Below are 21909 nucleotides of genomic sequence, written 5' to 3'. Positions count from 1 at the left end.
CAGTTCATTCGGCGGCGCCTTCCCCGTTCGGGCACAGCACATTGATCGCGGCCGCGGCGAGCTGACTGTGGGCCGCGGCGGGAATCCCGTCGCTGATGACGGCCTCGGCCTCGGTCACGCTCACCTTTCCCAAGTTGACCCCTCTGCAGGTATCCCACCCGAACTGGACCGCGGCACCTTCAGGTATCCCCGGGGCAACCTGCCGCACGTACTCGAGGTACGTGGCCTGTCTCTCGCCCAGAATCAGTGGCGCGGCCGGCATGCTCGGCGGCGACCCCGCCGGCGCAGCGGCCGGGGCGACCGCATCGGGCTGGATGGCGGCGACGACGACCGTCACGACAGCGACCAAGACCACGACCACGCCGGCTCGGATGAACCCGGCGCGGCTCATCGGCCGGCTCGACGCGCCCGGTACGCGGCGCGCAGGCGGACGATGGTCGCGGAGCTGGACGGCCCGGATAGCCGGATGGAGAGCCGTAGAGGCATGTCGGGGTCCCCTCAGTCGTCGAAGACGGCCCGAAGGCCGCCGGTACGGATGCCGGCCTAGGAGGCGGTGTCCTCCGGCGCGATCAGGGGAGCGAGCAGCGTCGGCGGCTGCGTTCCAGGCGGCCGAGTAGGACATCGGGCCGTCCCAGCAGTTCGTTTCATGCGCCTCCGCACGGTGAGCTGACGGTTCAACCCGCCGCCACGGTCCGCTCGACGAAGCCGGCCACCGCGGAGGCGAACTCCTCAGGCTCCTCGATGTGCACGAAGTGTCCGCTGTGCCCGAACGTCACGAGCTGCGAGCCGGGGATCGTCTTGTGCAGCTCGTGCGCCCATCTCGGGCCGCAGATGAAGTCCCACTGCCCGACGAGCACGAGGGTGGGTGTGTGCAGCGTCGCGAGGGCCTCGTGGTGCTGCCACGGGCCCTCGTCGGAGGTGACCGCCCAGGCCCGCAGCTCCGCGCGCAGGGTGGCGAACGCTTCGGTCATGCGGGAGTCGGCGAAGTAGGCCGGAAGCAGTCCACGCATCGAGCGCGTGTACTCCTCGTCGGTTTCCGTGGCGAGGGTCTTCCAGGTCGCCATCGCCTCCTGTGCCTCCGGCCGGTCCGGGAAACGTGCGAGGAACTCGTCCATCTGCCGTCCGGCCTCCGCCATGAGCTCGGGGCCTGCTGCGGGTGCGGTGTCGTAGAGGACCAGGCCGGTGAGCCGGTCCGGATGCGTGATCGCGTACCGCTGGGCGACGAAGCCACCGTGCGAGTGGCCCAGCAGGTGCACCTGTGGCACGTCGAGATGGTCGATCAGCGCATCGACGAACGAGACGTAGCGGTCGAGCGAGTACCCGTTGGGGTGCGTGGGGAGACGCCCCGACCCGCCGGTGCCTACCGGCTCGACGTACACGCAGGTCAGGCCCTTTTCGAGGTGCGGAGCGCGCAGGTACTCCCACGCAGCGCCGGGTCCCCCGGGGTGGAGCACGCACACCGGGCCGCTGCCGGCCACGTGGTAGCGCATGGTGACGCCGTCCAGCTCGATGTCGTGGATGCCCTCGGTGAGAGCGGGTGTCGTGGACACCAGGTGTTCCCCCTTGATGACGGTCGGGTCGGTAGGGAGGGGGCAACCCCTCGAATGCCCCCTCCACCACTAGGCGCGAGATCTCGTCTCGCGGGCCGCGAGATCCGGGCCGGCTGCCTCGCGAGAATGGGGAGGTGGATCAGGACCGCTCGCTCGTCGGACGCGAAGGCGCGCTCGCCACCGCGGAAGCAGCGCTCGTCGAGGCCATCGGCGGATCCGGGCAGCTCCTGCTCGTGTCCGGGGAGCCGGGGATCGGGAAGTCGGCGCTGCTGGCCGAGGTCGCGCGGAGGGCCACCGCGCGCGGAGCGCGCGTGCTACGGAGCGTTTGCTGGGACGGTGAGGTGTCGCCGCCGTACTGGCCCTGGACGCAGGTGCTGCGGGCGGTGGATCGGGCGGAGGTACAACTGGGCCCGGCCGCCCGGCTCCTCGACGCCGCAGCCGGCTGGTCCTCGGACGGACCGGCCCCGGCACTGCAGTTCGAGCTGTTCGACGCGGTCGCCCGCGTGCTGGCAGCGCTCAGCGTCCGCACGCCTGTGGTCGTGATGCTCGACGACCTCCAGTGGGCGGACGACCGGTCAGTGGGGTTGCTGTCCTTCCTCCGGGCCCAGCTCGCGGCCGAGCGGGTGCTGCTGCTCGGTGCGTACCGCGACACGGAGGTCGTGGCGCTGCCCGGCCTCGGCACCGCGCCGGTGCTCCGGCTCGACGGGCTCGACGTCGAGGCCGCGGCCGCGCTCGTCCGGCGTGCCGTCGGGCCGCAGGCGCGCGTCGAGCGGGCGGAGGAGATCCGGCGCCGGTGCGGGGGCAACCCGTTCTTCATGCGGGAGATGTGCCGGCTCAGGGCGGGCGACGGAATCCCCGATGGGGTTCGTGACGTCCTGCGGCAGCGGCTCGGACAGCTCTCGGAAGCGTGCACGGCGATGCTCACGACCGTGTCGGTGGCGGGCAAGGGTGTCGAGCTCGAGGTGTTGGCGCGGGCGTCCGGGTGCGCGGTCGAGGAGATCTCCGGGCTGATCGACGAGGCGGTGATCGCGCGAGTCCTCGTGGTCGACGGACCGGGGCTCGCCTTCGTCCACGATCTCTACCGGGAGGTGCTGCTCGCCGACTGTCCCTCCACGCGGCTGGCAGGCCTGCACACCGCGGTGGGCTCCGCGCTGCGGGAGTCGAGCCCGCAGCTGCCCACGGGTGATCGGCTCTCCCGGCTGGCCGCCCACTTCGTCGCGGCCGGGCGGGCCGAACTGGCGGACGAGGCCGTGCAGTACTCGGAGCTCGCGGCGCGGGAGGCCACGGCCCGGCTGGGGCACGAGGACGCGTGCCGGCACTACGAGGAGGCCCTGCAGGTGATCGCCTCCTCCCACCCGCCTGTGGCGACGGCCCGCCGGGCGAACCTGCTCCTGGAGCTCGGCGCCGCTCGGGCCCGGATCGGACGCACCGACGGTGCGCGCAGCGCCTTCGACGACGCTGTTCGCCTCGGGCGGGCCGAGGGGGAGTGGGAGGTGGTCACCAGGGCCGCGCAGGGGCTCTACGGCCTGGGCGGGCGCGACCCGGCCGAGTACGTCACGACGATCGCGCTGTTGGAGGAGGCCGTCGACGCGCTGGCCGCGTGGACCCGTGGCAACCGGGCGCTGCACAGCAGCGCGTTCGCGACCCTCGCCCGCGCGCGGCGGCACGCGGACTCGCGGCGGGTGGACCCGCAGGCGGTCGCGGCCGCGATGCGGGCCGTCGAGCTGGCGGCCGACCCGCAGTCGCGCGCGGAAGCCCTGCTCGCGCTGCACGACGTGCACTGGGTGCCGGGCCGGGCATCCGAGCGGCTGCCGGTGCTCGACGACATGCTGGGAGCGGCCACCCGGGCGGGTGACCGGGAGCTCCTCGCGGTGGCGCACCAGCTGCGGGCCACCGCGCTCGTCGAGCTCGGTCACCCCGACGGCCGGCTGGAGCTCGATCGCTACGTGCACCTCGCCGCGGCGCTCGGTCACGCACGTGGGCGTTTCGGTGCGCTGACCCGGCGGGCGGCCCTGGCCGAGATCGCCGGGCGGGTCGAGGAGGCCGTGGAGCTGTCGGCCGAGGCGTTGGCGCTGGGATCGGCGATCGGAGAACCGGACGCGTTCGGCTGCTTCACCACCCTGCGGGCATCGCTCATGTCGATCGGCGGCCCCGAGGTCGTGCTCGATGCGGCAATGCCCGAGGACGACCCCACGTGGTCCGTCTTCCCGCTCCTGCGGGCGCTCGCGCCCGCGGTGAAGGGCCGCGACGCCGAGGCGGCCGCGCTCCTCGGCGACTTCGCCGTGCAGGACGTGTTGCAGAAGTACGACCTCGAGGTCGTCGCCGTCGCCGCCACCGTGTTCGCCGCCGTCGGCACCGACGCGCAGCGGACCTGGGTCTACGACCTGCTGACGCCGTTCACAGGCGCCCACGTCGTCGTCGGCGGATGCGCGGCCTACAACGGGCCGGTCGATCATCTGCTCGGGGTGCTGGCGGCCGCGCTCGGCCGCCGGGGCGCGGCGGCGGCCCACCTGACGGCCGCGGTGGCGCAGTGCGACCGGCTCGGTGCCGCGGCATGGTCGCGGCGCAGCAGCGAGGCACTCACCCGCCTGCAGGCGGGCTCGGCCGAACCGGTTCTCGAACGCGACGGCGGCACCTGGCGTCTGGCGTATCGGGGCCGGGTGGAGCACCTGCCCGACGTCAAGGGCCTGCGCGACCTCGCCGTTCTGATCGCGGCACCGGGACAGGACGTGCACGTGTTCACGCTGCTGGGGCGCGATGTCCCGGCGACGGGCTCGGACCCCGTGCTCGACGATCGGGCGAAGGCCCGCTACCGCTCCCGGCTCGGCGAGCTCGACGGTGAGATCGATGAGGCAGTCGAATTCCACGACTCCCACCGGGCCGAGCGTCTGCACGCTGAACGCGAGGCGCTCGTGGCGGAGCTGACCTCCGCCGCGGGGCTCGGCGGGCGGGACCGGCGACTCGGGGACGAGTCGGAACGCGCGCGCAAGACCGTGGGTGCGCGGATCCGCGACGCGCTGCGGCGTGTCGACTCGGTGGATCCGGAGCTCGCCGCGCACCTGCGCAGCACCGTCAGCATCGGCACGGTCTGCCGCTACGCACCGGCCTCCGGGGAGTGACCACGCGTCGGCGTCCGCGTCTCCCAGGTGTTCATCCGGTGACGGAGGGGTGGGGACGGGGTGCTCGCCGCCCGTGCCGCTGCTTCGCATGACAGGCTTGAGTTGTGAGTACCGAGACCCTGTGGATCATCGTCGCGGTCGCGGTGGTGGTCCTGCTCGTCGCCGTCGCGCTGGGGCTGGTGCTCCGGCAGCGACGCCGGATCAGCCTGCGCGAGCCCGGGGAGGTCGAGGGCGGTACGAGTCCGGGCACCGCCCCACCGCGGCGCGGTACCTACCGGGCGGAGAGCGGGTTCAACTTCACCGCGGGCACCGACACCGTCGCGCGGCCGCCCATCCCCGCCACGCCTCCCGAGATCGAGCGCACCCCGACGGACACCGCGCCGCCGGCCGAGCGCGCGCCACGGGCGGACAGCGCGCCACCCGCTGAGTCGGCCCCGGCCCGGGAAGCCACCCCACCGGTGAATGCGGCACCGGTGGCTCCGCCTGCCGAGTCGGCCCCGGCGCGTGAGTCGGCGCCGCCCGTCGATGCCGCTCCGGTGGCTCCGCCTGCCGAGGCGACTCCGGCACGAGAGTCCACTTCACCCGTGGGCGCGGCACCGCCCGCCCCGCCGGCCGAGCGCGCTCCGGCCCCGGAATCCGCGCCTCCTGCGCCCCCGGCCGAGTCCGCTCCGGCGCGCGAGTCCGCTCCGCCGGTGAATGCCGCGCCGATCGCGCCGCCTGCCGAGTCCGCCCCGCCGGTGGACGCCACACCGCCCGCACCGCCTGCCGAGCGCGCTCCGGCGCGTGAGTCTGCGCCGCCCGTGGAGACCGCACCCGCGGAGCCCGCCGCCCCCACCACGCCGCCTACCACCAACGGCGCCGCTCCGACGGCGCCCGCGGCTCCCACGGACATCGCCCCGGTCGAGGGTCGTCTCGAGCGGCTCCGCGGCCGCCTCGCCCGGTCGCGCTCCGGCTTCGGGCAGGGCCTGCTGGGGCTACTCGGCGCAGGCGAGCTGGACGAGGAGTCCTGGGAGGACGTGGAGGCCATGCTGCTGCAGGCCGACCTCGGCCCCGAGATGACGTCCGAGCTGGTGGACACCCTGCGCACCGAGCTCGCCCGGCGCGCCGTCCGAACGTCGGACCAGGCGCGGCAGCTGCTGCGCGAGGTGCTCACCGAGGCGCTGCGGACCGACCTCGACCGCTCGCTGCGCGCGCTCCCGCACGACGGCAGGCCGGCTGTGCTGCTGGTCGTCGGGGTCAACGGCACCGGCAAGACGACCACGACCGGAAAGCTCGCCAGGGTGCTGGTGTCAGGCGGGCGGCACGTGGTGCTCGGCGCGGCCGACACCTTCCGCGCCGCCGCTGCCGAACAGCTCGGCACCTGGGGCGAGCGGGCGGGGGCCACGGTCGTGCGCGGCCCCGAGGGCGCCGACCCGGCCAGCGTCGCCTTCGATGCCGTCAAGCAGGGCTCCGACGAGGGTGCCGACGCCGTGCTGCTCGACACCGCGGGCAGGTTGCACACCAAGACCGGCCTGATGGACGAGCTGGGCAAGGTCAAGCGCGTGGTCTCCCGGCAGGCCGCCGTGGACGAGGTGCTGCTCGTCCTCGACGCCACCACCGGCCAGAACGGCCTCACGCAGGCGCGCGTCTTCGGCGAGGTCGTCGACGTCACCGGCATCGTCCTCACCAAGCTCGACGGCACCGCGAAGGGCGGCATCGTCTTCCGGGTGCAGCGGGAGCTGGGCGTGCCGGTGAAGCTCGTCGGGCTCGGGGAGGGGCCGGATGACTTGGCACCCTTCGAGCCTGCAGCATTTGTCGACGCACTCTTGGCCTGAGTGTCCAGCCGTGTAATGCGGATGTAACTCCACGGGTCGGCGCGTTCACCGCAGCGAAACAGCGGCGGACGGCGAATGAAACATGCCGATCGGATAGTTCCCGGAACCTGCCGCTCCACACGCCATCTCCCGGCAAGCGGCGATGACGGGAAAGGAGTTGACGTGCCCGATACCGGCGATACCGCCTGGATGCTGGCCAGCTCGGCGCTGGTGCTGCTGATGACACCCGGTCTGGCGCTGTTCTACGGCGGCATGGTCCGGTCGAAGAGCGTGCTCAACATGATGATGATGAGCATCTCCTCGCTCGGACTGGTCGGCGTGCTCTGGGTGCTCTACGGCTATTCCGTCGCGTTCGGCAACGACGTGGGCGGTGGCCTGCTGGGCAATCCGGCGGAGTTCGCCGGTCTGCAGGGATTGTTCGGTGGCACCTATCTCGCCACCGAGGGAGGTCCGCCGGTCGACATCCCGCTGGTCGGCACCATTCCCGCCACGGTCTTCGTCGCGTTCCAGGCGATGTTCGCGATCATCACGGTCGCCCTGATCTCCGGTGCTGTGGCCGACCGCCTGCGGTTCGGTCCGTGGCTGCTCTTCGCCGGTCTCTGGGCCACCATCGTCTACTTCCCGGTGGCGCACTGGGTCTTCGCGTTCAACGGCGTCACCGCCGAGAACGGCGGCTGGATCGCCAACAACCTCAAGGCCATCGACTTCGCGGGTGGCACGGCGGTGCACATCAACGCCGGTGCGGCAGCGCTCGCGCTCGTGCTGGTGCTCGGCAAGCGCCGCGGCTGGCCGCGTGAGCCCATGCGCCCGCACAACCTCACGCTGGTGATGCTCGGTGCCGGCCTGCTGTGGTTCGGCTGGTTCGGCTTCAACGCCGGTTCGGCCGTGGCCTCCAACGGCGTCGCGGGCATCACGTTCGTCAACACGCTCGTCGCCACCTCGGCCGCGATGCTGGCCTGGCTGCTGACCGAGCGCATCCGTGACGGCAAGCCCACCAGCCTCGGTGCGGCGTCCGGCCTGGTCGCAGGCCTCGTCGCGATCACCCCGTCGTGTTCGTCGGTGTCGCCGCTCGGCGCCATCGCGGTCGGTGCGATCGCCGGTGTCCTGTGTGCCCTCGCCGTCGGCCTCAAGTTCCGCTTCGGCTTCGACGACTCCCTCGACGTGGTCGGTGTCCACCTCGTCGGCGGCCTCGTCGGCACGCTGCTGGTCGGTTTCTTCGCCACCTCCAGCGCGCCGGCCGCGGTCGACGGGCTCTTCTACGGCGGCGGCGTCGACCAGCTGTGGCGCCAGGCCGTCGGTGCTGTCGCGGTGCTGCTGTTCTCCTTCATCGTGAGCCTGATCCTCGCGCTGATCGTCAAGGCGACGATGGGCTTGCGGGTCAGCCCCGAGGAGGAGGCCACGGGCATCGACGAGATCGAGCACGCCGAGACCGGCTACGACTTCTCCACTCTCCACGGCACCGGTGGCCTCGGGACGCCTCGGCCGTCCGCAGCCACCAATGCGGCCGCGGAGCACGTTCGCGCAACCGCAGGCAAGGAGAGCTGAGCGATGAAGCTGGTCACGGCGATCGTCAAGCCGTTCGTACTGGAGGACGTCAAGGGCGCGCTGGAGCAGATCGGCGTGCTGGGCATGACGGTCAGCGAGGTGCAGGGGTACGGGCGGCAGAAGGGCCACACCGAGGTCTACCGCGGCGCTGAGTACTCCGTGGACTTCGTGCCCAAGGTCCGGGTGGAGGTCGTCGCGGACGACACCCTCGCCGACAAGGTCGTCGACGCCGTGGTCGAGGCGGCCCGCACCGGCAAGATCGGTGACGGCAAGGTCTGGGTCACTCCTGTCGAGAGCGTGGTGCGGGTCCGCACCGGTGAACGCGGTACCGACGCCATCTGACCTGCAGATCTGTTCGTCGGTTCCAAGGGCCCGCTGCACAGCATGATCGTGCGGCGGGCCCCGCCGCGTTCTTCTCGCACTGTCTTGTTCGTCACCGATCGGAGGATCGCGATGATGCTCGTGACCGCCATCATCAAGCCGTTCGCACTGGAGAACGTCCGGGCCGGGCTCGATCGTCTGGACGTCGCCGGACTGACCGTCAGCCAGTCCTCGGGGTACGGACGACAACGCGGCCACACCGAGATCTACCGCGGCGGGGACTACCACGTCGAGCTCGTGCCCAAGGTTCGCGTCGAGATCGTGGTCGACGACGGCACCGTGGAGAAGGTGATCGAAGCGGTGTCGGTTGCCGCCCGCACCGGCAAGATCGGTGACGGCAAACTGTGGGTCACCCCGGTCGACACCGTCGTGCTGGTCGGCACCGGAGCGCGGGGTGCCGACGCGCTGTGAGTGCGGTGACTGTGGCGTCGGGGGACGCAGAGGACCTGGTCCGGGCGAAGGCCGTGCTCCTCGAGTCGGGCGTGGGCAAACGCCGGCTCGGGCCCGAGGCGCTGCGAACGGCGCTGGTGGATCTGCACGACTTCTGGCTGACGTCGCGGGCGGCGGCCATCGGGCTGACCGACCGCGCGGCGCTGGTGGCGGTCGGCGCGTTGGGTCGCCGCGAGCTGGCCCCATGGTCGGACCTCGACCTGGTGCTGCTGCACGACGGCCGCAAGGACGTGGAGCGGCTGGCCGAGCAGCTGTGGTACCCGCTGTGGGACGCCGGGATCGGCCTCGACCATTCGGTGCGCACCCCCGGCCAGGCCGTCCAGGTGGCCACCATCGACCTGCGTGCCGCGCTCGGCCTGCTGGAGGCCCGGCACATCGCCGGTGACGCCGCGCTCTCGGACAAGGTGCGCGCGGCGGTGCGGCAGGCGTGGCGGGCCGGCATCCGCGGGCGGTTCGACGAGCTCGCCGACACGGCCCAGGAGCGCTGGCGCAAGGTCGGCGACGTCGCGCACCGGGTGGAGCCGGACCTGAAGAACGGCCACGGCGGGCTTCGCGACATCCAACTCCTCGACGCACTCGCGGCCGCTCAGCTCGTCGACCGGCCGTCGGGAGACGTCGTCGAGGCCCGCAGGCTGCTGCTCGACGTGCGTACCGAGCTGCATCGCCTCGCCGGGCGCGCCCGTGACGTGCTGCGGGCGCAGGACGCCGACGAGGTGGCGACGGCACTGGAGATCGCCGACCGGTTCGAGCTCGCGCGTGCCCTGTCCGGAGCGGCGCGGTCGGTGGCATTCGCCACCGAGGTGGGGCTGCGGTCGGCCCGCAACGCGCTGCCCCGGCGGGGATTGGCCGCCTTGCGGCGCCCACCTGTACGGCGTCCGCTGGACAGCGGCGTGGTCGAGCACGGCGGCGAGGTCGTGCTCGCCCGCGACGCTGCGGCTCCCCGCGATCCCGCGCTGGTGCTGCGGGTGGCGGCCACCGCGGCGCGCACCGGGCTACCGATCGCCGCCGGCACGCTGCACCGGCTCGCCGACACCGCTCCCGAGCTGCGAGAGCCGTGGCCGCGCGCCGCGCTGAGCGAGCTGCTGTCGCTGCTCGGCACGGGTCGCCCGCTCGTGGATGTCGTCGAGGCGCTCGATCGCACGGGACTGTGGGGGCGGCTCTTCCCCGAGTGGGGTGCCGTGCGCGACCTGCCGCCGCGCGACCGTGCGCACCTGTGGACCGTCGACCGGCACCTCGTCGAGACGTGTGCGCAGGCCGCCCGGCTGACCACTCGCGTCTCGCGTCCGGACCTGCTGCTCGTCGGTGCCCTCGTGCACGACATCGGCAAGGGTCGCACGGAAGACCACTCCGTCGTCGGCGAGTCGCTGGCCCTGCAGGTGGGCCGGCGGCTCGGGTTCGCCGACGCCGACGTGGCGATATTGGGTCAGGTGGTGCGCCACCACCTGCTGCTGCCGCACACGGCCACGCGCCGCGATCTGGACGACCCGGCGACGATCAGGCGCGTCGTCGAGACCCTGCGCGGCAGCGGCCTCGTGCTCGACATCCTCGAGAACCTCGCCGAAGCCGATGCGCTCGCCACCGGACCGGGGGTCTGGAGCCCGTGGAAGCAGATGCTGATCCAGGATCTCGCGCGCCGGTGCCGCGCGTTGCTGGCCGGCGAACCGCTGCCCGCCCCCGCTGCAGTCAGTGCAGCTGCCGCGGAGCTCGCGGCCACCGTCACCCGTGACAGGAAGCCGCAGATCCGGCTCGACGACCGGACCGACCCCGCCACGGTGATGGTCGCGGTCCCGGATCGGCCGGGCGCACTGGCCGCCGCGGCCGGTGTGCTGGCGCTGCACTCGCTGGAGGTGCACGCAGCCGAGCTGCCGACCGCCGAGCAGGCGGCGGTCTTCACCTTCACCGTCTCCCCGCGTTTCGGCGGACTCCCCGATCCGGCGTTGCTGCGGTCGGACCTGGTGCGGGTGCTCGACGGCAGCCTCACGCTGTCCGACGCACTCGCCCGCAAGGAACGGGACTACGCCCCGATCAGTCCGAGCGGCGAGCCACCCGCTCCGCCGCGGGTACTGTGGTTCGACGACGAGGCCACCGGGGCGGTGGTGCTGGAGCTGCGGGGCACCGACCGGATCGGGCTGCTGCACCGGGTGGCCGCCGCGTTGGAGGAGTGCGGGGCCGACCTGCGATGGGCCCGCGTCGCGACGTTGGGCGCATCGGTCGTCGACTCGTTCTGCGTCGCCGGTGCCGGTGGCGCCGGGGGAGCGCTGAACAAGGCGGAGCGGCGCCGGATCGAACGAGCGGTGCTCGCGGCAGCGGCGTAGCGACCAGTGCACTAATTCGTGACGATCGGAACGAATCACCCGTAACGGGCGTTGTGCAATCGTGACGAGAGCGAGCTCGACCGCCGCGTCCGCCGACGTCCCGGCCGCGCCGACAACCTCTACGGATCGCTCGGCGGTGCGCCTCAGCCTGCCCGGCCGCACGTTGTTGCTCGTGGCGGGCATACCCGGAGCGGGGAAGTCCACCCTGCTCGACGGTCTACCGGACGAGCCGGGCGTCGTCGTTCTCGACTCCGAGGCGCAACGGGGAGCGCTGCGCCGCGTCATGGGCGTGCTGCCCTACGCGTGGTACCGGCCGCTGGTGCACCTGCTGCACCGCCTCGCCGTGTTGATCGCCGCTCTCTCGGGCGCGCCCACCGTTGTCGTCCACCTACCCGCCACCGACCGGCGCACCCGCGCGGTCGTCGCCCGGCTCGCCACGGCCGCCGGCCGCAGCGCACACCTGCTCTGGATGCACGTCGACCCGGCCGATGCACGGCGGGGCCAGTGCGAGCGCGGCCGGTTGGTGCCTGAGCGCTCCTTCGCCGGGCACGCGCAGCGGGCCACCGCCACCACCACGGAACTCCTCGCGGGCATGCCGGCGGGCTGGTCGAGCGTCACCGTGCTCGACCGCGCCGCGGCACTCGATGGTCTTCGGCTGGACACCGATCCGGTCGAGGGGAGCTGACCCCGGGTGCCGGGCCGGGGCGAGCCGGTCCGGCACCCGGGGTCATGCGCTCCGCGAAGCCCATGACGCTCCTCCGAGAAAGGCCACCGTGGCCACACTGACCAGAACAGGTTCCGCGCCGGTGCTGCGCACCGACTTCTCCGATCAACAGGCCTGGCTCGCCGTTCGCGCAGCGATCGTCGCGCCCAGCGATGGAGACGGCTTCCTGGCGGACGTCGAGTTCATCGACGATCCGGCCTTCGACGGCTGGACGACACAGCAGATCCTGGCGATGGCCACCCGGGAGGCCATCGGCTTTCAATCATGCATATTCGTCGTGGACCGGATCACGCTGACCTCGGCCGACCGGCCCGTCCTCGTCATCGATCTGCTGGAAGAACGAGGCCGCGAATTCCGCACCGTCGCGTCAGAGCTGTACCAGATCGAGAACAATCTTTCGATCAGCAACATGGATTTCTTCGAGTTCGCCGACGCCGTCCAGGCCGACGGGGTCTTCCGAGGTTTCTGAGTCACCATGGGCGCCGTCCCACCCGGACGGCGCCCATGGTGCCCGGACGTCAGGTCGTCAGCGCGTGCCGCACCGACGTCCACCCGGCCAGAGCCGTCCGGACGTCCGCGCGGGTCTCCTCGCGCAGCGCCTGCTCATGGGCCTGCTGGAGGACGTCGTCGATCAGCACCCGCCCGCCGCTGTCGGCCGAGCGCACCGCCGCCTCCACCATGGCGAGGCTCGGCACGTTCTCGTGCACCTCGCCCATGGGTGTGGCGCCGGTGCGGAGGGCGTCGACGAACACCTGAAGCGCCCCGGCGATACCGGAGTACGGGGCGGGCGTCCGTGTCACGGGCTGCACGTCGGCATCGAGCACCGGCTCGGTGTCGCCGTCCCAGCGGGCGGAGCCCTTCTCGCCGCTGACCCGCCACACGCCGTTCCACGACGTCTCCGCGCCGGGGCTGCACCAGCTGCCGATGTAGATGTAGCGGACGCCGCCCTCCATCTCGAACATCGCCGTGGCGGCGGCATCGCCTGCGTACCAGCTCCACGGCGGGTTGTACGCCTCGCAGTAGGCCGCGACCGGCTCGGAGCCGAGGACGAACCGGGCCGAGTCGAACGGATGGATCGCCATGTCGAGGAGCAGCGGGTGGTCCATCTCCTCCCGGAACCCGCCGAAGTGCGGGGCCCGGAAGAACTCGGTGGTGAGCGTGCCGATCGCGCCGAGATCGCCCGCCATCGCCTGCAGCTCGAACAGCTGCGGGTTCCACCGTCGCGACTGGCTCACCATGAACAGCTCACCCGTCACCTCCGCGGCCGCGGCCAGCGACAAGGCCTGCGCCAGCGTGGCTGCCACGGGCTTCTCGCCGAGCACCGGCAGGCCGGCGAACAGCGCCGCGGTGGTGACCGGGTGGTGCGCCGCCGGCACCGTGGCGTCGACCACGGCGTCGGCGCCCACCGCCGTGGCGAGGGCCACCGCATCGGCACCCACCGGGAGATCCGGGTGCCCCGCGTCGGTAACGGCCGACCGTGCGGTCCCCACGTCGATGTCGGCGACTCCTGCCAGCTCGACGTCGGGCGCGAGGATGATGGTCGACAGCCAGGCGCGGCCCATGCTCCCCGCGCCGGCCAGAACCACCCGAACCGGCTCGCCGCCGGGGATCGTGCGGTGGGTCATTCGATCGGCCCGCTGTAGGCCGCGCCGGTGAAGAACTCGCCGGTCTCGTAGCGCAGCAGCACCGGGTGTGCCCGCTCGGGCCGGTCCGTGCGGGCCCACTGCACGCCGTTGGCGATCACGCGGCGGACGTCGGGGTGGTGGTAGGTCGGGAAGTCCTGGTCGCCGGGGCGGAAGTAGAAGATCTTCCCGTGGCCGCGGCGGAACGTGCATCCGCTGCGGAACACCTCACCACCGCTGAACGAGCTGACGAACACGAGCTCGTCGGGCGCGGGGATGTCGAAGAACTCCCCGTACATCTCGTCCTCGTCGATGATCAGCGGATGCGGCACGCCCCGGGCGATCGGGTGCGTCGGGTCGACCGTCCAGATCAGCTCGCGGTCGTGCTCGCTGCGCCACCGCAGCGTGCAGCTCGTTCCCATCAGCTTGACGAAGATCTTCGACCAGTGGCCGGAGTGCAGCACCACGAGGCCCATCCCGGACAGGACGTGGCGGTGCACGCGCTCCACCACCTCGTCGGACACCTCGGAGTGGGCGGCGTGGCCCCACCAGGTGAGCACGTCGGTGGCCGCCAGGACGTCCTCGGTGAGGCCGTGCTCCGGGTCGTCGAGGGTGGCGGTGCGCACGACGCAGCCGTCGCGCAGATTCTCACGAATGCCCTCGGCGATCGTCGTGTGCATGCCCTGCGGGTAGATCTTCGCGACGTGCTCCTCGATCTGCTCGTGGCGGTTCTCCCCCCACACGGTCACGCGGATGGGGGCGGAGGACGGGTCGGTCACAGCCGGTTCTGCCTTTCGTCGTCGAGGTCGTTGCGGGTCACTTGACGGCGCCGCTGTTGACACCGGCGGCGACGAAGCGCTGCGCCACCACCAGCAGCACCACGGCGGGGAGGGAGGCGAGGACCGCGGTGGCCATCACCGCGCTCCAGTCGTTCACGAAGCTCCCGATGTACTGGTAGAGCCCGAGCGTCACGGGCCGGACGTCCTCGGTGGTGGTGAGGGTGAGGGCGAAGAGGAAGTCGCTCCAGGTGAACAGGAATGTGAAGAGCGCGGCCGTGATCAGGGCGTTGCGGCTCATCGGCAGCACGATCGAGACGAACGCGCGGATCTGACCCGCCCCGTCCACCCGGGCAGCTTCGATCACCTCGGTCGGAATGCTGCCGAGGAACGCCCGCATGATAAGAATCGCGAACGGAATGCCGTGCGTGGAATCGGCGAGGATCAGCCCGAGCACCGAGTTCAGCAGCCCGAGGTCGTTATAGGCGCTGTAGAGGGCATTCGCCACGACGATTCCCGGGATCATCTGGCTGATCAGGATCGCGAACAGCACCACTCCCGCACCGCGCACCCGGAAGTGCGCGAGCGCGTACGCGGCGGGCGTGGCGATCAGCAGGCTGAACACCACGCTCCCCAGCGCCACCACCAGGCTGGTCGCGAGGTGGCCGCCCTGCTCGCGCACGGCGGTGGCGTACCCGTCGAAGCTCACGTGGAGCGGGAACCACGGGGTGCTGACCGCCGAGCCGCTGGGCTGTAGCGAGACGTTGACCATCCAGTAGACGGGGAACAGCATCACGGCGAGGATCAGCACCCCGACCAGCGTGTTCCCCCACGTGCGCCGGACGGGCCGGTGCGTCGTTGGGCGAGTGAGCACTGACATCACGAGATCACCCCAGCCCGGCGCGTCGGTTGGCGCGCAGGTAGAGAAGCGCGAAAACGAGCGAGATGACGATCAGGACGTTGCCCAGGGCGGCGCCCTGCCCGAACTCGAACTCCTGGAAGGACAGGTGGTAGGACTGCGTCGCGATCGTCTGGGTGGCGTTCGCCGGGCCGCCGGCGGTGAGCCCGAGGATGATGTCGAGCACCTTGATCGTGTAGACGACGCCGAGCACCAGCACGACGTTCACCACCGGCCGCAGCAACGGCCACGTGACGTGCCGGAACGCGCGCCACCCGGTGGCCCCGTCCAGGGCCGCGGCCTCGTAGAGCTCCTCGGGGATGTCCTGCAGACCCCCGTAGAGGATCGTGGTGTTGAACGGGATCCCGATCCAGATGTTGACGCCGATCACCGCGATGAGCGCGAGAGACGTGCTCGTGAGCCAGCCCGGGTTCTCCCCGACCAGGCCCAGCCCGCCGAGGAAGCGGTTGAGGGCACCGTTGTCCTGGTCGAGGATCCAGCGCCACACCGCCCCGGAGACGATCAGCGGGATCAGCCACGGCAGGAGCAGCAAAGACCGCAGCACCCCGCTGAGCGGGAAGCGGCGCTGGAAGAACACCGCGATCGCCAGCCCGATCACGAACTGCCCCGCGATCGACCCCACGGTGAACAGCGCGGTGTTGAGCAGCGCCTGGTCGAACACCGCCGACGTCAGGACCGCGCCGTAGTTGGCGAACCCGACCCAGGGCGCCTCGCCCGTGTAGAACGTGGCGGTCGTGTACTCCTGGAACCCCATCAGGACGTTCTGCACCACGGGGTAGCCGAAGAAGAGCAACAGGTAGACGACGGCCGGGAGCAGGAACGCCAGCTGCAGCAGCCGCTCCCGACCCCGCGCCGAGGCCCACGGCGCGCGGTGTCGCTCGACGGGCGAGGGTCCCTGCGCCGCGGGGCCCGGCGGTGCCACCGTCATGATCGGCGGCCGGTCGGTGGTGGCGCCCCCGACCGGCCGGCTGCGCTCAGCCATTCTGGGCCTGGCGCAGGGCGGCGTCCGGCGTGGCGCCGCCGGTGATCGCGCTCTGCACGGCCGTGTAGATCTTGGTGGCGGCGGCGGGCCAGTCGGCCCCCAGCTTGCCGGTGCGCGACCGCGCGGTCTTCACCTGCTCGGTGAACGCGGCCATCTTCGGGGCCTTTGCGACAAAGGAGTCCAGCAGCGCCGTCTTCGTGGGGACGGTGCTGCGCTTCGTGGCGAGGTCCATCTGGTTGGCGTCGGAGTTCAGGCAGGCGACGATCTCCGCTGCCTTCTTCTGACGCGCGTCGTCGCCGGTGCGGGGGAGTGTCCACGTCTCGCCGCCGAGCGGGGCGACCTCGGTGACCCCTGCCTGGGGCACGGGGATCGGCACCACGCCGTACTTCAGGCCGGCGATCTCGTCGAGCACGGGGAACTGCCACGGACCGTTGACCATCATCGCCGCGTTGCCCGCGCCGAACTGCTCCGCGACGTCGGCCTGTGTCCAGTTGACGACCGACCTCGACGCGGATCCCGAGCCGACCAGGTCGACCCACAGCTGCAGCGCCTGCGCGACCTGCGGGCTCGCGATGTTCGTCTCGTCGCCGCCGTTGGACCACATGAACGGCAGGAACTGCCAGGTGCCCTCGTAGTTCGCGGGAGCGGAGAACGCGAGGCCGTACCGGTTGCCGGAGGTGAGCTTCGCGGCGGCCGCCTTGAGCTCGTCCCACGTCTTCGGCGGGGTCACGCCGGCCTGAGCCAGCATGTCCTCGTTGTAGAAGAGGCCGATCGTGTTGGTCACCGGCTGGAGCCCGTACACCTTGCCCTCGTAGGTCGAGGCGCTGACGATGCCCTCGGCGTAGCCGTCCGCGGAGAGGCCGAAGTCGGTGACCGGGTTGAGGGCGCCGGTCGCCGCGATCTGCTGCAGGTCGGGGTTGTCGATCATCAGGACGTCGGGGAGGGTCCGGGACGAGGCCTGCTGCAGGACCTTGGCGATCAGCGAGGCCCCGGGCACGACCTCGCGCTCGATCGTGACGCCGGCCTGCCGGCCGCACGCGTCCAGGGTCTGGGCGTAGACCGTGCGATCGGGTTCGTTGTTGTAGTAGTCGAGGACGCGGATGCTGGTGACCGGCCCTCCGGAGCCGCTCCCACCACCTCCTCCGCAGGCGGCGAGAGCGGCTGCCGCTACGAGAGCGGTGGCCGTCGCCAGTGCGGTTCTGCCCAGTCGTGCTCCTCGTCGAGCCATGTCTGGTCCTCTCGTCGATCTCACTGTCGATACGTATCGATCGCACGCCTGGTGGAACCGGTACGACCGCAACCCGCGGTCAGGGGGAGGGGAGGGTGGTTCGTCGTCGGGTCAGGCGTGGGGGGATGAGTTGTACGAGCTCGTCGGGCGGCTCCTGGCCGCGGTCGAGCAGCTGGAACAGGATCTGCATCGCCCGCCGCGACACGTCGCGCGGTTCGAGCGAGACATTGGTGGCCGCCGGCGTGACGGCCTCGGCGGCGGCGTCGGTGCACAGCGCGATGAGGGACAGGTCGCGACCCGGGTGGAGTCCGCGATCCATCAGGACCTGCAGCACCGGCTGGAGTGCCTGCGAGTTCGGCACGACCACCCCCGGCCGCTCACCGCCGACGGCGAGCACCTGCTCCACGGCGGCCTCGGCACCGTCCCGGCCGGGGGCCACCGGCGCCACCACCTCCAGTGCGACCCCGTGGGCGCTCGCCGCGTCGGTGGCTCCGCGCTCGAAGCGGCCGACGAAGTTGACGCCGCGCTCCACGACCTCGGCCGGGTGCCCCACGAGAACGACCCGCCGGTGCCCGAGCGCGGCCAGCTCGTCCACCGCCATGCGTCCGGCCAGCGGGAAGTCCAGGTCGACGCAATGCAGGCCGGCGTTGTCGGCGGGAACGCCGATGAGGATCACCGGCACGCTCAGCGTTGCGGCCACCGGGATCCGGGCGTCGTCGGTCTCGATGTCCATCATCACGATCGCGTCGCACAACGACCGGCCGGCCAGCCGCTTCAGCCCCGCCGACCCCTCGTTCGCGGTGACGAGGAGGACGTCGTGATCGGCCTCCCGCGCGCACGAGGCGATGGTCTCGATGAACGGCAGCAGGCCCGTGGTGTCGGCGCCGGGCGTGAACGGCACGACGAGACCGATCACCTGGGTGCGCTGGCTCGCGAGTGCCCTGGCCCCTGCGTTGGGGTGGTAGGTGAGCTCTTCGATCGCCGCCTCGACGCGGCGGCGGGTCGCGGCCGAGATCGAGCGTCGGCCGCTCATGACGTAGGAGACCGTGCTCTGCGAGACCCCCGCGACCCGGGCGACGTCCCTACTGGTCACCATCCGGCGTCGCCCCCCGTTGGTGTCGATACGGATCGACAGCGCAGTGAACGTAGTCATGGACGGGATCGACGTGCAAGACCTTGAGGCGATGACCGTCAAACCTGATCGCGGCGTCCCTGGGTCGGCCAGCCGCCTCCTCCGACCGGCGGCCCGACCCCGTGATCAATACTTCGGGCCCGGCGGCAGGACATAACCCGGCCGCCGGGCCCGAACTGGTGATCATGTCCAAACCAGCACCCCTGACCTGGCTCGGCGGTCCATCGTCGGAGAGCGGCGCCGCCGGGTCGGATGTCAGCGGGGGTGATCGGCCAGGAAGCCGAGGCGCCCCTGCCAGGTGCGCCGCCCGTGGTCCTTGATCAACGTTTGGGGCCTCGCAGCTGCACAGAGACCCGCTTCCTGACCCCGAACCGATGATCATGAGGAACACCGAGGCCCGGCAATGGTCCGCCCCAGCGGCCACGCCGTCCGCCGCAACTCTGGGGATCCGCGGCTCAGCACCGGCGCAGAGGAACCAGCGCCCGTCGGGCGGTCAGAGCTTGGGACCAGCAGTAGCACGTCGACCGCGCGGTGTCGATCCGCAGCACCCGCACAGCCGGCCGATGTCTCCCGGAATCTCATCCGATGCGGCTCGGTCTTGCCGAACCCCGTGCATGTGGCGGCACGGGGGTCATTCCGATTGTGCCGCGACCGCGCTCCGGGGCAGCGCGCGTCGATCCGGCCCCAGTACCCTGGGACGGGTGTTCGACACCCTCTCCGAGCGCCTCAGCGGCACCCTCGCCAATCTCCGTGGCAAGGGGCGCCTCTCCGACGCCGACATCGACGCCACCGCGCGCGAGATCCGCATCGCGCTGCTGGAGGCCGACGTCGCGCTGCCGGTGGTCCGCGGATTCATCGCGCGCATCAAGGAGCGGGCCAAGGGCTCGGAGGTCTCTGGCGCGCTCAACCCCGCCCAGCAGGTCGTCAAGATCGTCAACGACGAGCTCATCGCGATCCTCGGTGGCGAGACCCGCCGCCTGCGGCTCGCGAAGGAGCCGCCGAGCGTGATCATGCTCGCCGGCCTCCAGGGTTCCGGTAAGACCACCCTGGCCGGCAAGCTCGCCCATTGGCTCAAGGGGCAGGGGCACACACCGCTGCTCGTGGCGTGCGACCTCCAGCGGCCCAACGCGGTCAACCAGCTGCAGATCGTCGGTGAGCGGGCCGGGGTGCCGACGTTCGCTCCGGAGCCCGGCAACGGCGTGGGTGACCCTGTCGACGTCGCGCGCCGCGGCGTCGGGCACGCCCGCGAGAAGCATTACGACGTCGTCATCGTCGACACCGCGGGCCGCCTCGGTGTCGACGAGGAGTTGATGCGCCAGGCCGCCGACATCCGCGACGCCACCCGTCCCGACGAGACGCTCTTCGTCGTCGACGCCATGATCGGCCAGGACGCGGTTGCCACCGCCGAGGCGTTCCGCGACGGCGTGGGCTTCAGCGGCGTGGTGCTCACCAAGCTCGACGGCGACGCCCGCGGTGGCGCGGCGCTGTCGGTGCGGGAAGTCACCGGCGAGCCCATCCTGTTCGCGTCCAGCGGTGAGAAGCTCGCCGACTTCGACGTCTTCCACCCCGACCGGATGGCCAGCCGCATCCTCGGGATGGGCGACCTGCTCACGCTGATCGAGCAGGCCGAGCAGGCGTTCGACGAGGAGCAGACGGCCAAGGCCGCAGCCAAGATCAGCTCGGGGGAGCTCACACTCGAGGACTTCCTCGAGCAGATGCTCGCCGTGCGCAAGATGGGGCCGATCGGCAACATCCTCGGCATGCTCCCGGGCGCCAACGCCGGCCAGATGAAGGACGCGCTCGCCCAGGTCGACGACAAGCACCTCGACAAGCTGCAGGCGATCATCCGCGGCATGACCCCGGGGGAGCGCGCCGATCCCAAGATCATCAACGGGTCGCGGCGGCTCCGCATCGCCAACGGCTCCGGTGTCTCCGTCAGCGACGTGAACGAGCTGGTCAACCGCTTCTTCGAAGCCCGCAAGATGATGAAGCAGATGGCCGGGCAGTTCGGCTTCGGCGGTCGCAGTGCCACGCGCAAGCAGGCGAAGGGTCGCAAGGGGAAGAAGGGCAAGGGCCGCGGCCCCACACCGGCCCGCGCCGGTGCCCTGCCGGCCGGGTTCGGGGGCGGCGTCCCCGACCTGTCGGGCCTGCCGCCGTCGTTGCGTGAGCTCCCGCCGGGGCTCGACCAGCTTCCGCCCGGCTTCGACCCGAGCAAGCTGAAGTTCCCGAAGGGCAAGTAGCGCGTGTATCGCGTGCGGGGGGTGCTGCTCGGGCCCGACGGTGACGAGCAGACGGTGGAGCTGTTCGTCGACGGGTCCGGTGTGCTCGTCGACCGCATCCCGGGCGCCGAGACGCTCATCGACGGCGGCTGGATCGTGCCGGGGCTCGTCGACGCGCACTGCCACATCGGGCTGGGCTCGTCCGGCGCCGTCGAGCTCGAGGAGGCCGATGCGCAGGCGCGCACCGACCGTGATGCCGGCACCCTGCTGATCCGCGACTGCGGCTCGCCGCTCGACACCAGCCCTCTGCAGGCGCGCGCCGACCTGCCGGAGATCATTCGCGCAGGCGTGCACGTCGCGCGGCCCAAGCGCTACATCCCCGGGGTCGCCGCCGAGCTCGACGATCCGGCGCTCCTGCCCGACGTGGTCGCCGAGCAGGCCGCGGACGGCGACGGCTGGGTGAAGCTGGTGGGCGACTGGATCGACCGGTCGGTGGGGGATCTGGCCCCGCTGTGGCCCGACGACGTGCTCGTCTCCGCGGTCGAGGCGGCCCACGCCGCCGGGGCCAGGGTCACCGCCCACGTGTTCGGCGCCGATGCCCTTCCGGGCCTGATCCGCTCCGGTATCGACTGCATCGAGCACGGGCCCGGGCTCACCGACGACCTCATCGGGGAGATGGCCGCCCGTGGCACCGCACTCGTCCCCACGATGATCAATCTCGACACGTTCCCGAAGATCGCCGACTCGGCCACCAGGTACCCGACGTACGCGGCGCACATGCGGAAGCTGCACGCGGGCGCCGTGGGCGTCGTCCGGCGGGCCGTCGAGGCGGGGGTTCCCGTGTACGCCGGCACGGACGCGGGCGGCGGGATCGTCCATGGGCGGCTGCCCGACGAGATCGAGGCCCTGCACGGCGCAGGGATGTCCGCCACCGCCGCGATCGGCGCTGCGAGCTGGTCGGCCCGCGAGTGGCTCGAGCGTCCGGGGTTGCAGCCCGGTGCGCGGGCGGACCTCGTGGTCTACCGGTCCGACCCGCGTGCCGACCTCTCGGTCCTGCGCGAGCCGGCGCTCGTGATGCTCCGCGGACGGCCGGTGCACGCCACGGGCTGAAGCGGGCGGTTGCGCGCTGTATT

General features: G+C 71.8%; 18 protein-coding genes. 10 read left to right on the top strand and 8 right to left on the bottom strand.

What is annotated here, in order from left to right; genetic code table 11:
- Window positions 1–4: 4 nt before the first annotated feature.
- Complete coding sequence (locus ABD743_RS28465) at window positions 5–337, bottom strand: DUF732 domain-containing protein (RefSeq protein ID WP_344725415.1); 333 nt, start codon at window positions 335–337, stop codon at window positions 5–7.
- Between the two features lie 337 nt (window positions 338–674).
- Entirely contained in the window at window positions 675–1550 is an 876-nt protein-coding gene (locus tag ABD743_RS28460; protein ID WP_344725414.1) for an alpha/beta fold hydrolase, read from the bottom strand.
- A 134-nt stretch (window positions 1551–1684) separates the two neighbouring features.
- Here ABD743_RS28460 and ABD743_RS28455 point away from each other — a divergent pair, with 134 nt between their 5' ends.
- From ABD743_RS28455 to ABD743_RS28420, 8 genes are all read left to right on the top strand, one after another.
- Entirely contained in the window at window positions 1685–4669 is a 2985-nt protein-coding gene (locus ABD743_RS28455) for an ATP-binding protein (protein ID WP_344725413.1), read from the top strand.
- A 104-nt stretch (window positions 4670–4773) separates the two neighbouring features.
- Window positions 4774–6483: a signal recognition particle-docking protein FtsY gene (ftsY, locus tag ABD743_RS28450; RefSeq protein WP_344725412.1), complete on the top strand. Its 1710-nt coding sequence runs from the start codon at window positions 4774–4776 to the stop codon at window positions 6481–6483.
- A 189-nt stretch (window positions 6484–6672) separates the two neighbouring features.
- The gene (locus tag ABD743_RS28445) at window positions 6673–8028 is read left to right on the top strand and encodes an ammonium transporter (RefSeq protein ID WP_379659114.1); all 1356 of its coding nucleotides are present in this window, start codon (window positions 6673–6675) and stop codon (window positions 8026–8028) included.
- A gap of 3 nt (window positions 8029–8031) precedes the next feature.
- Window positions 8032–8370 carry a P-II family nitrogen regulator gene (locus tag ABD743_RS28440; protein WP_241039997.1) on the top strand — a complete coding sequence of 113 codons (339 nt, stop codon included), beginning with the start codon at window positions 8032–8034 and terminating at the stop codon, window positions 8368–8370.
- A 111-nt stretch (window positions 8371–8481) separates the two neighbouring features.
- The gene (locus ABD743_RS28435) at window positions 8482–8820 is read left to right on the top strand and encodes a P-II family nitrogen regulator (RefSeq protein WP_344725410.1); all 339 of its coding nucleotides are present in this window, start codon (window positions 8482–8484) and stop codon (window positions 8818–8820) included.
- Window positions 8817–11174: a [protein-PII] uridylyltransferase gene (locus ABD743_RS28430; protein WP_344725409.1), complete on the top strand. Its 2358-nt coding sequence runs from the start codon at window positions 8817–8819 to the stop codon at window positions 11172–11174. The genes ABD743_RS28435 and ABD743_RS28430 overlap by 4 nt, the downstream gene beginning before the upstream one ends.
- 61 nt (window positions 11175–11235) lie before the next feature.
- Window positions 11236–11859: an AAA family ATPase gene (locus ABD743_RS28425; RefSeq protein WP_344725408.1), complete on the top strand. Its 624-nt coding sequence runs from the start codon at window positions 11236–11238 to the stop codon at window positions 11857–11859.
- A gap of 88 nt (window positions 11860–11947) precedes the next feature.
- A complete protein-coding gene (locus ABD743_RS28420) occupies window positions 11948–12367 on the top strand; it encodes a DUF6924 domain-containing protein (RefSeq protein WP_344725407.1) in 420 nt (139 codons plus the stop codon).
- A gap of 49 nt (window positions 12368–12416) precedes the next feature.
- Here the strand turns inward: ABD743_RS28420 and ABD743_RS28415 are convergent, their stop codons facing one another.
- The 6 genes from ABD743_RS28415 to ABD743_RS28390 form a co-directional block, all read right to left on the bottom strand.
- Window positions 12417–13523: a Gfo/Idh/MocA family protein gene (locus ABD743_RS28415; RefSeq protein WP_344725406.1), complete on the bottom strand. Its 1107-nt coding sequence runs from the start codon at window positions 13521–13523 to the stop codon at window positions 12417–12419.
- Window positions 13520–14299 carry a ThuA domain-containing protein gene (locus ABD743_RS28410; RefSeq protein ID WP_344725405.1) on the bottom strand — a complete coding sequence of 260 codons (780 nt, stop codon included), beginning with the start codon at window positions 14297–14299 and terminating at the stop codon, window positions 13520–13522. The genes ABD743_RS28415 and ABD743_RS28410 overlap by 4 nt, the downstream gene beginning before the upstream one ends.
- A 37-nt stretch (window positions 14300–14336) precedes the next feature.
- The gene (locus ABD743_RS28405; protein WP_344725404.1) at window positions 14337–15176 is read right to left on the bottom strand and encodes a carbohydrate ABC transporter permease; all 840 of its coding nucleotides are present in this window, start codon (window positions 15174–15176) and stop codon (window positions 14337–14339) included.
- Window positions 15177–15183: 7 nt separating this feature from the next.
- The gene (locus tag ABD743_RS28400; protein ID WP_344725403.1) at window positions 15184–16197 is read right to left on the bottom strand and encodes a carbohydrate ABC transporter permease; all 1014 of its coding nucleotides are present in this window, start codon (window positions 16195–16197) and stop codon (window positions 15184–15186) included.
- Window positions 16190–17425, bottom strand: a complete 1236-nt coding sequence (locus ABD743_RS28395) for a sugar ABC transporter substrate-binding protein (RefSeq protein ID WP_344725402.1) — start codon at window positions 17423–17425, stop codon at window positions 16190–16192. The genes ABD743_RS28400 and ABD743_RS28395 overlap by 8 nt, the downstream gene beginning before the upstream one ends.
- A gap of 79 nt (window positions 17426–17504) precedes the next feature.
- Entirely contained in the window at window positions 17505–18578 is a 1074-nt protein-coding gene (locus tag ABD743_RS28390) for a LacI family DNA-binding transcriptional regulator (RefSeq protein WP_344725401.1), read from the bottom strand.
- 680 nt (window positions 18579–19258) lie between these two features.
- Between ABD743_RS28390 and ffh the strand changes: the two genes are divergently transcribed.
- Both ffh and ABD743_RS28380 read left to right on the top strand, forming a co-directional pair.
- Window positions 19259–20797: a signal recognition particle protein gene (gene ffh, locus ABD743_RS28385; protein ID WP_344725400.1), complete on the top strand. Its 1539-nt coding sequence runs from the start codon at window positions 19259–19261 to the stop codon at window positions 20795–20797.
- Between the two features lie 3 nt (window positions 20798–20800).
- On the top strand, window positions 20801–21886 hold the full coding sequence (locus ABD743_RS28380) for an amidohydrolase family protein (protein ID WP_344725399.1): 1086 nt from the start codon (window positions 20801–20803) through the stop codon (window positions 21884–21886).
- Window positions 21887–21909 lie beyond the last annotated feature (23 nt).

Origin of the sequence: Pseudonocardia yunnanensis (assembly GCF_039534065.1) — a bacterium.
In the GTDB taxonomy this organism is placed as follows: domain Bacteria; phylum Actinomycetota; class Actinomycetes; order Mycobacteriales; family Pseudonocardiaceae; genus Pseudonocardia; species Pseudonocardia yunnanensis.
The sequence above is the reverse complement of the archived record's forward strand: the minus strand, read 5'-3'. Positions and strand labels throughout refer to the sequence as shown.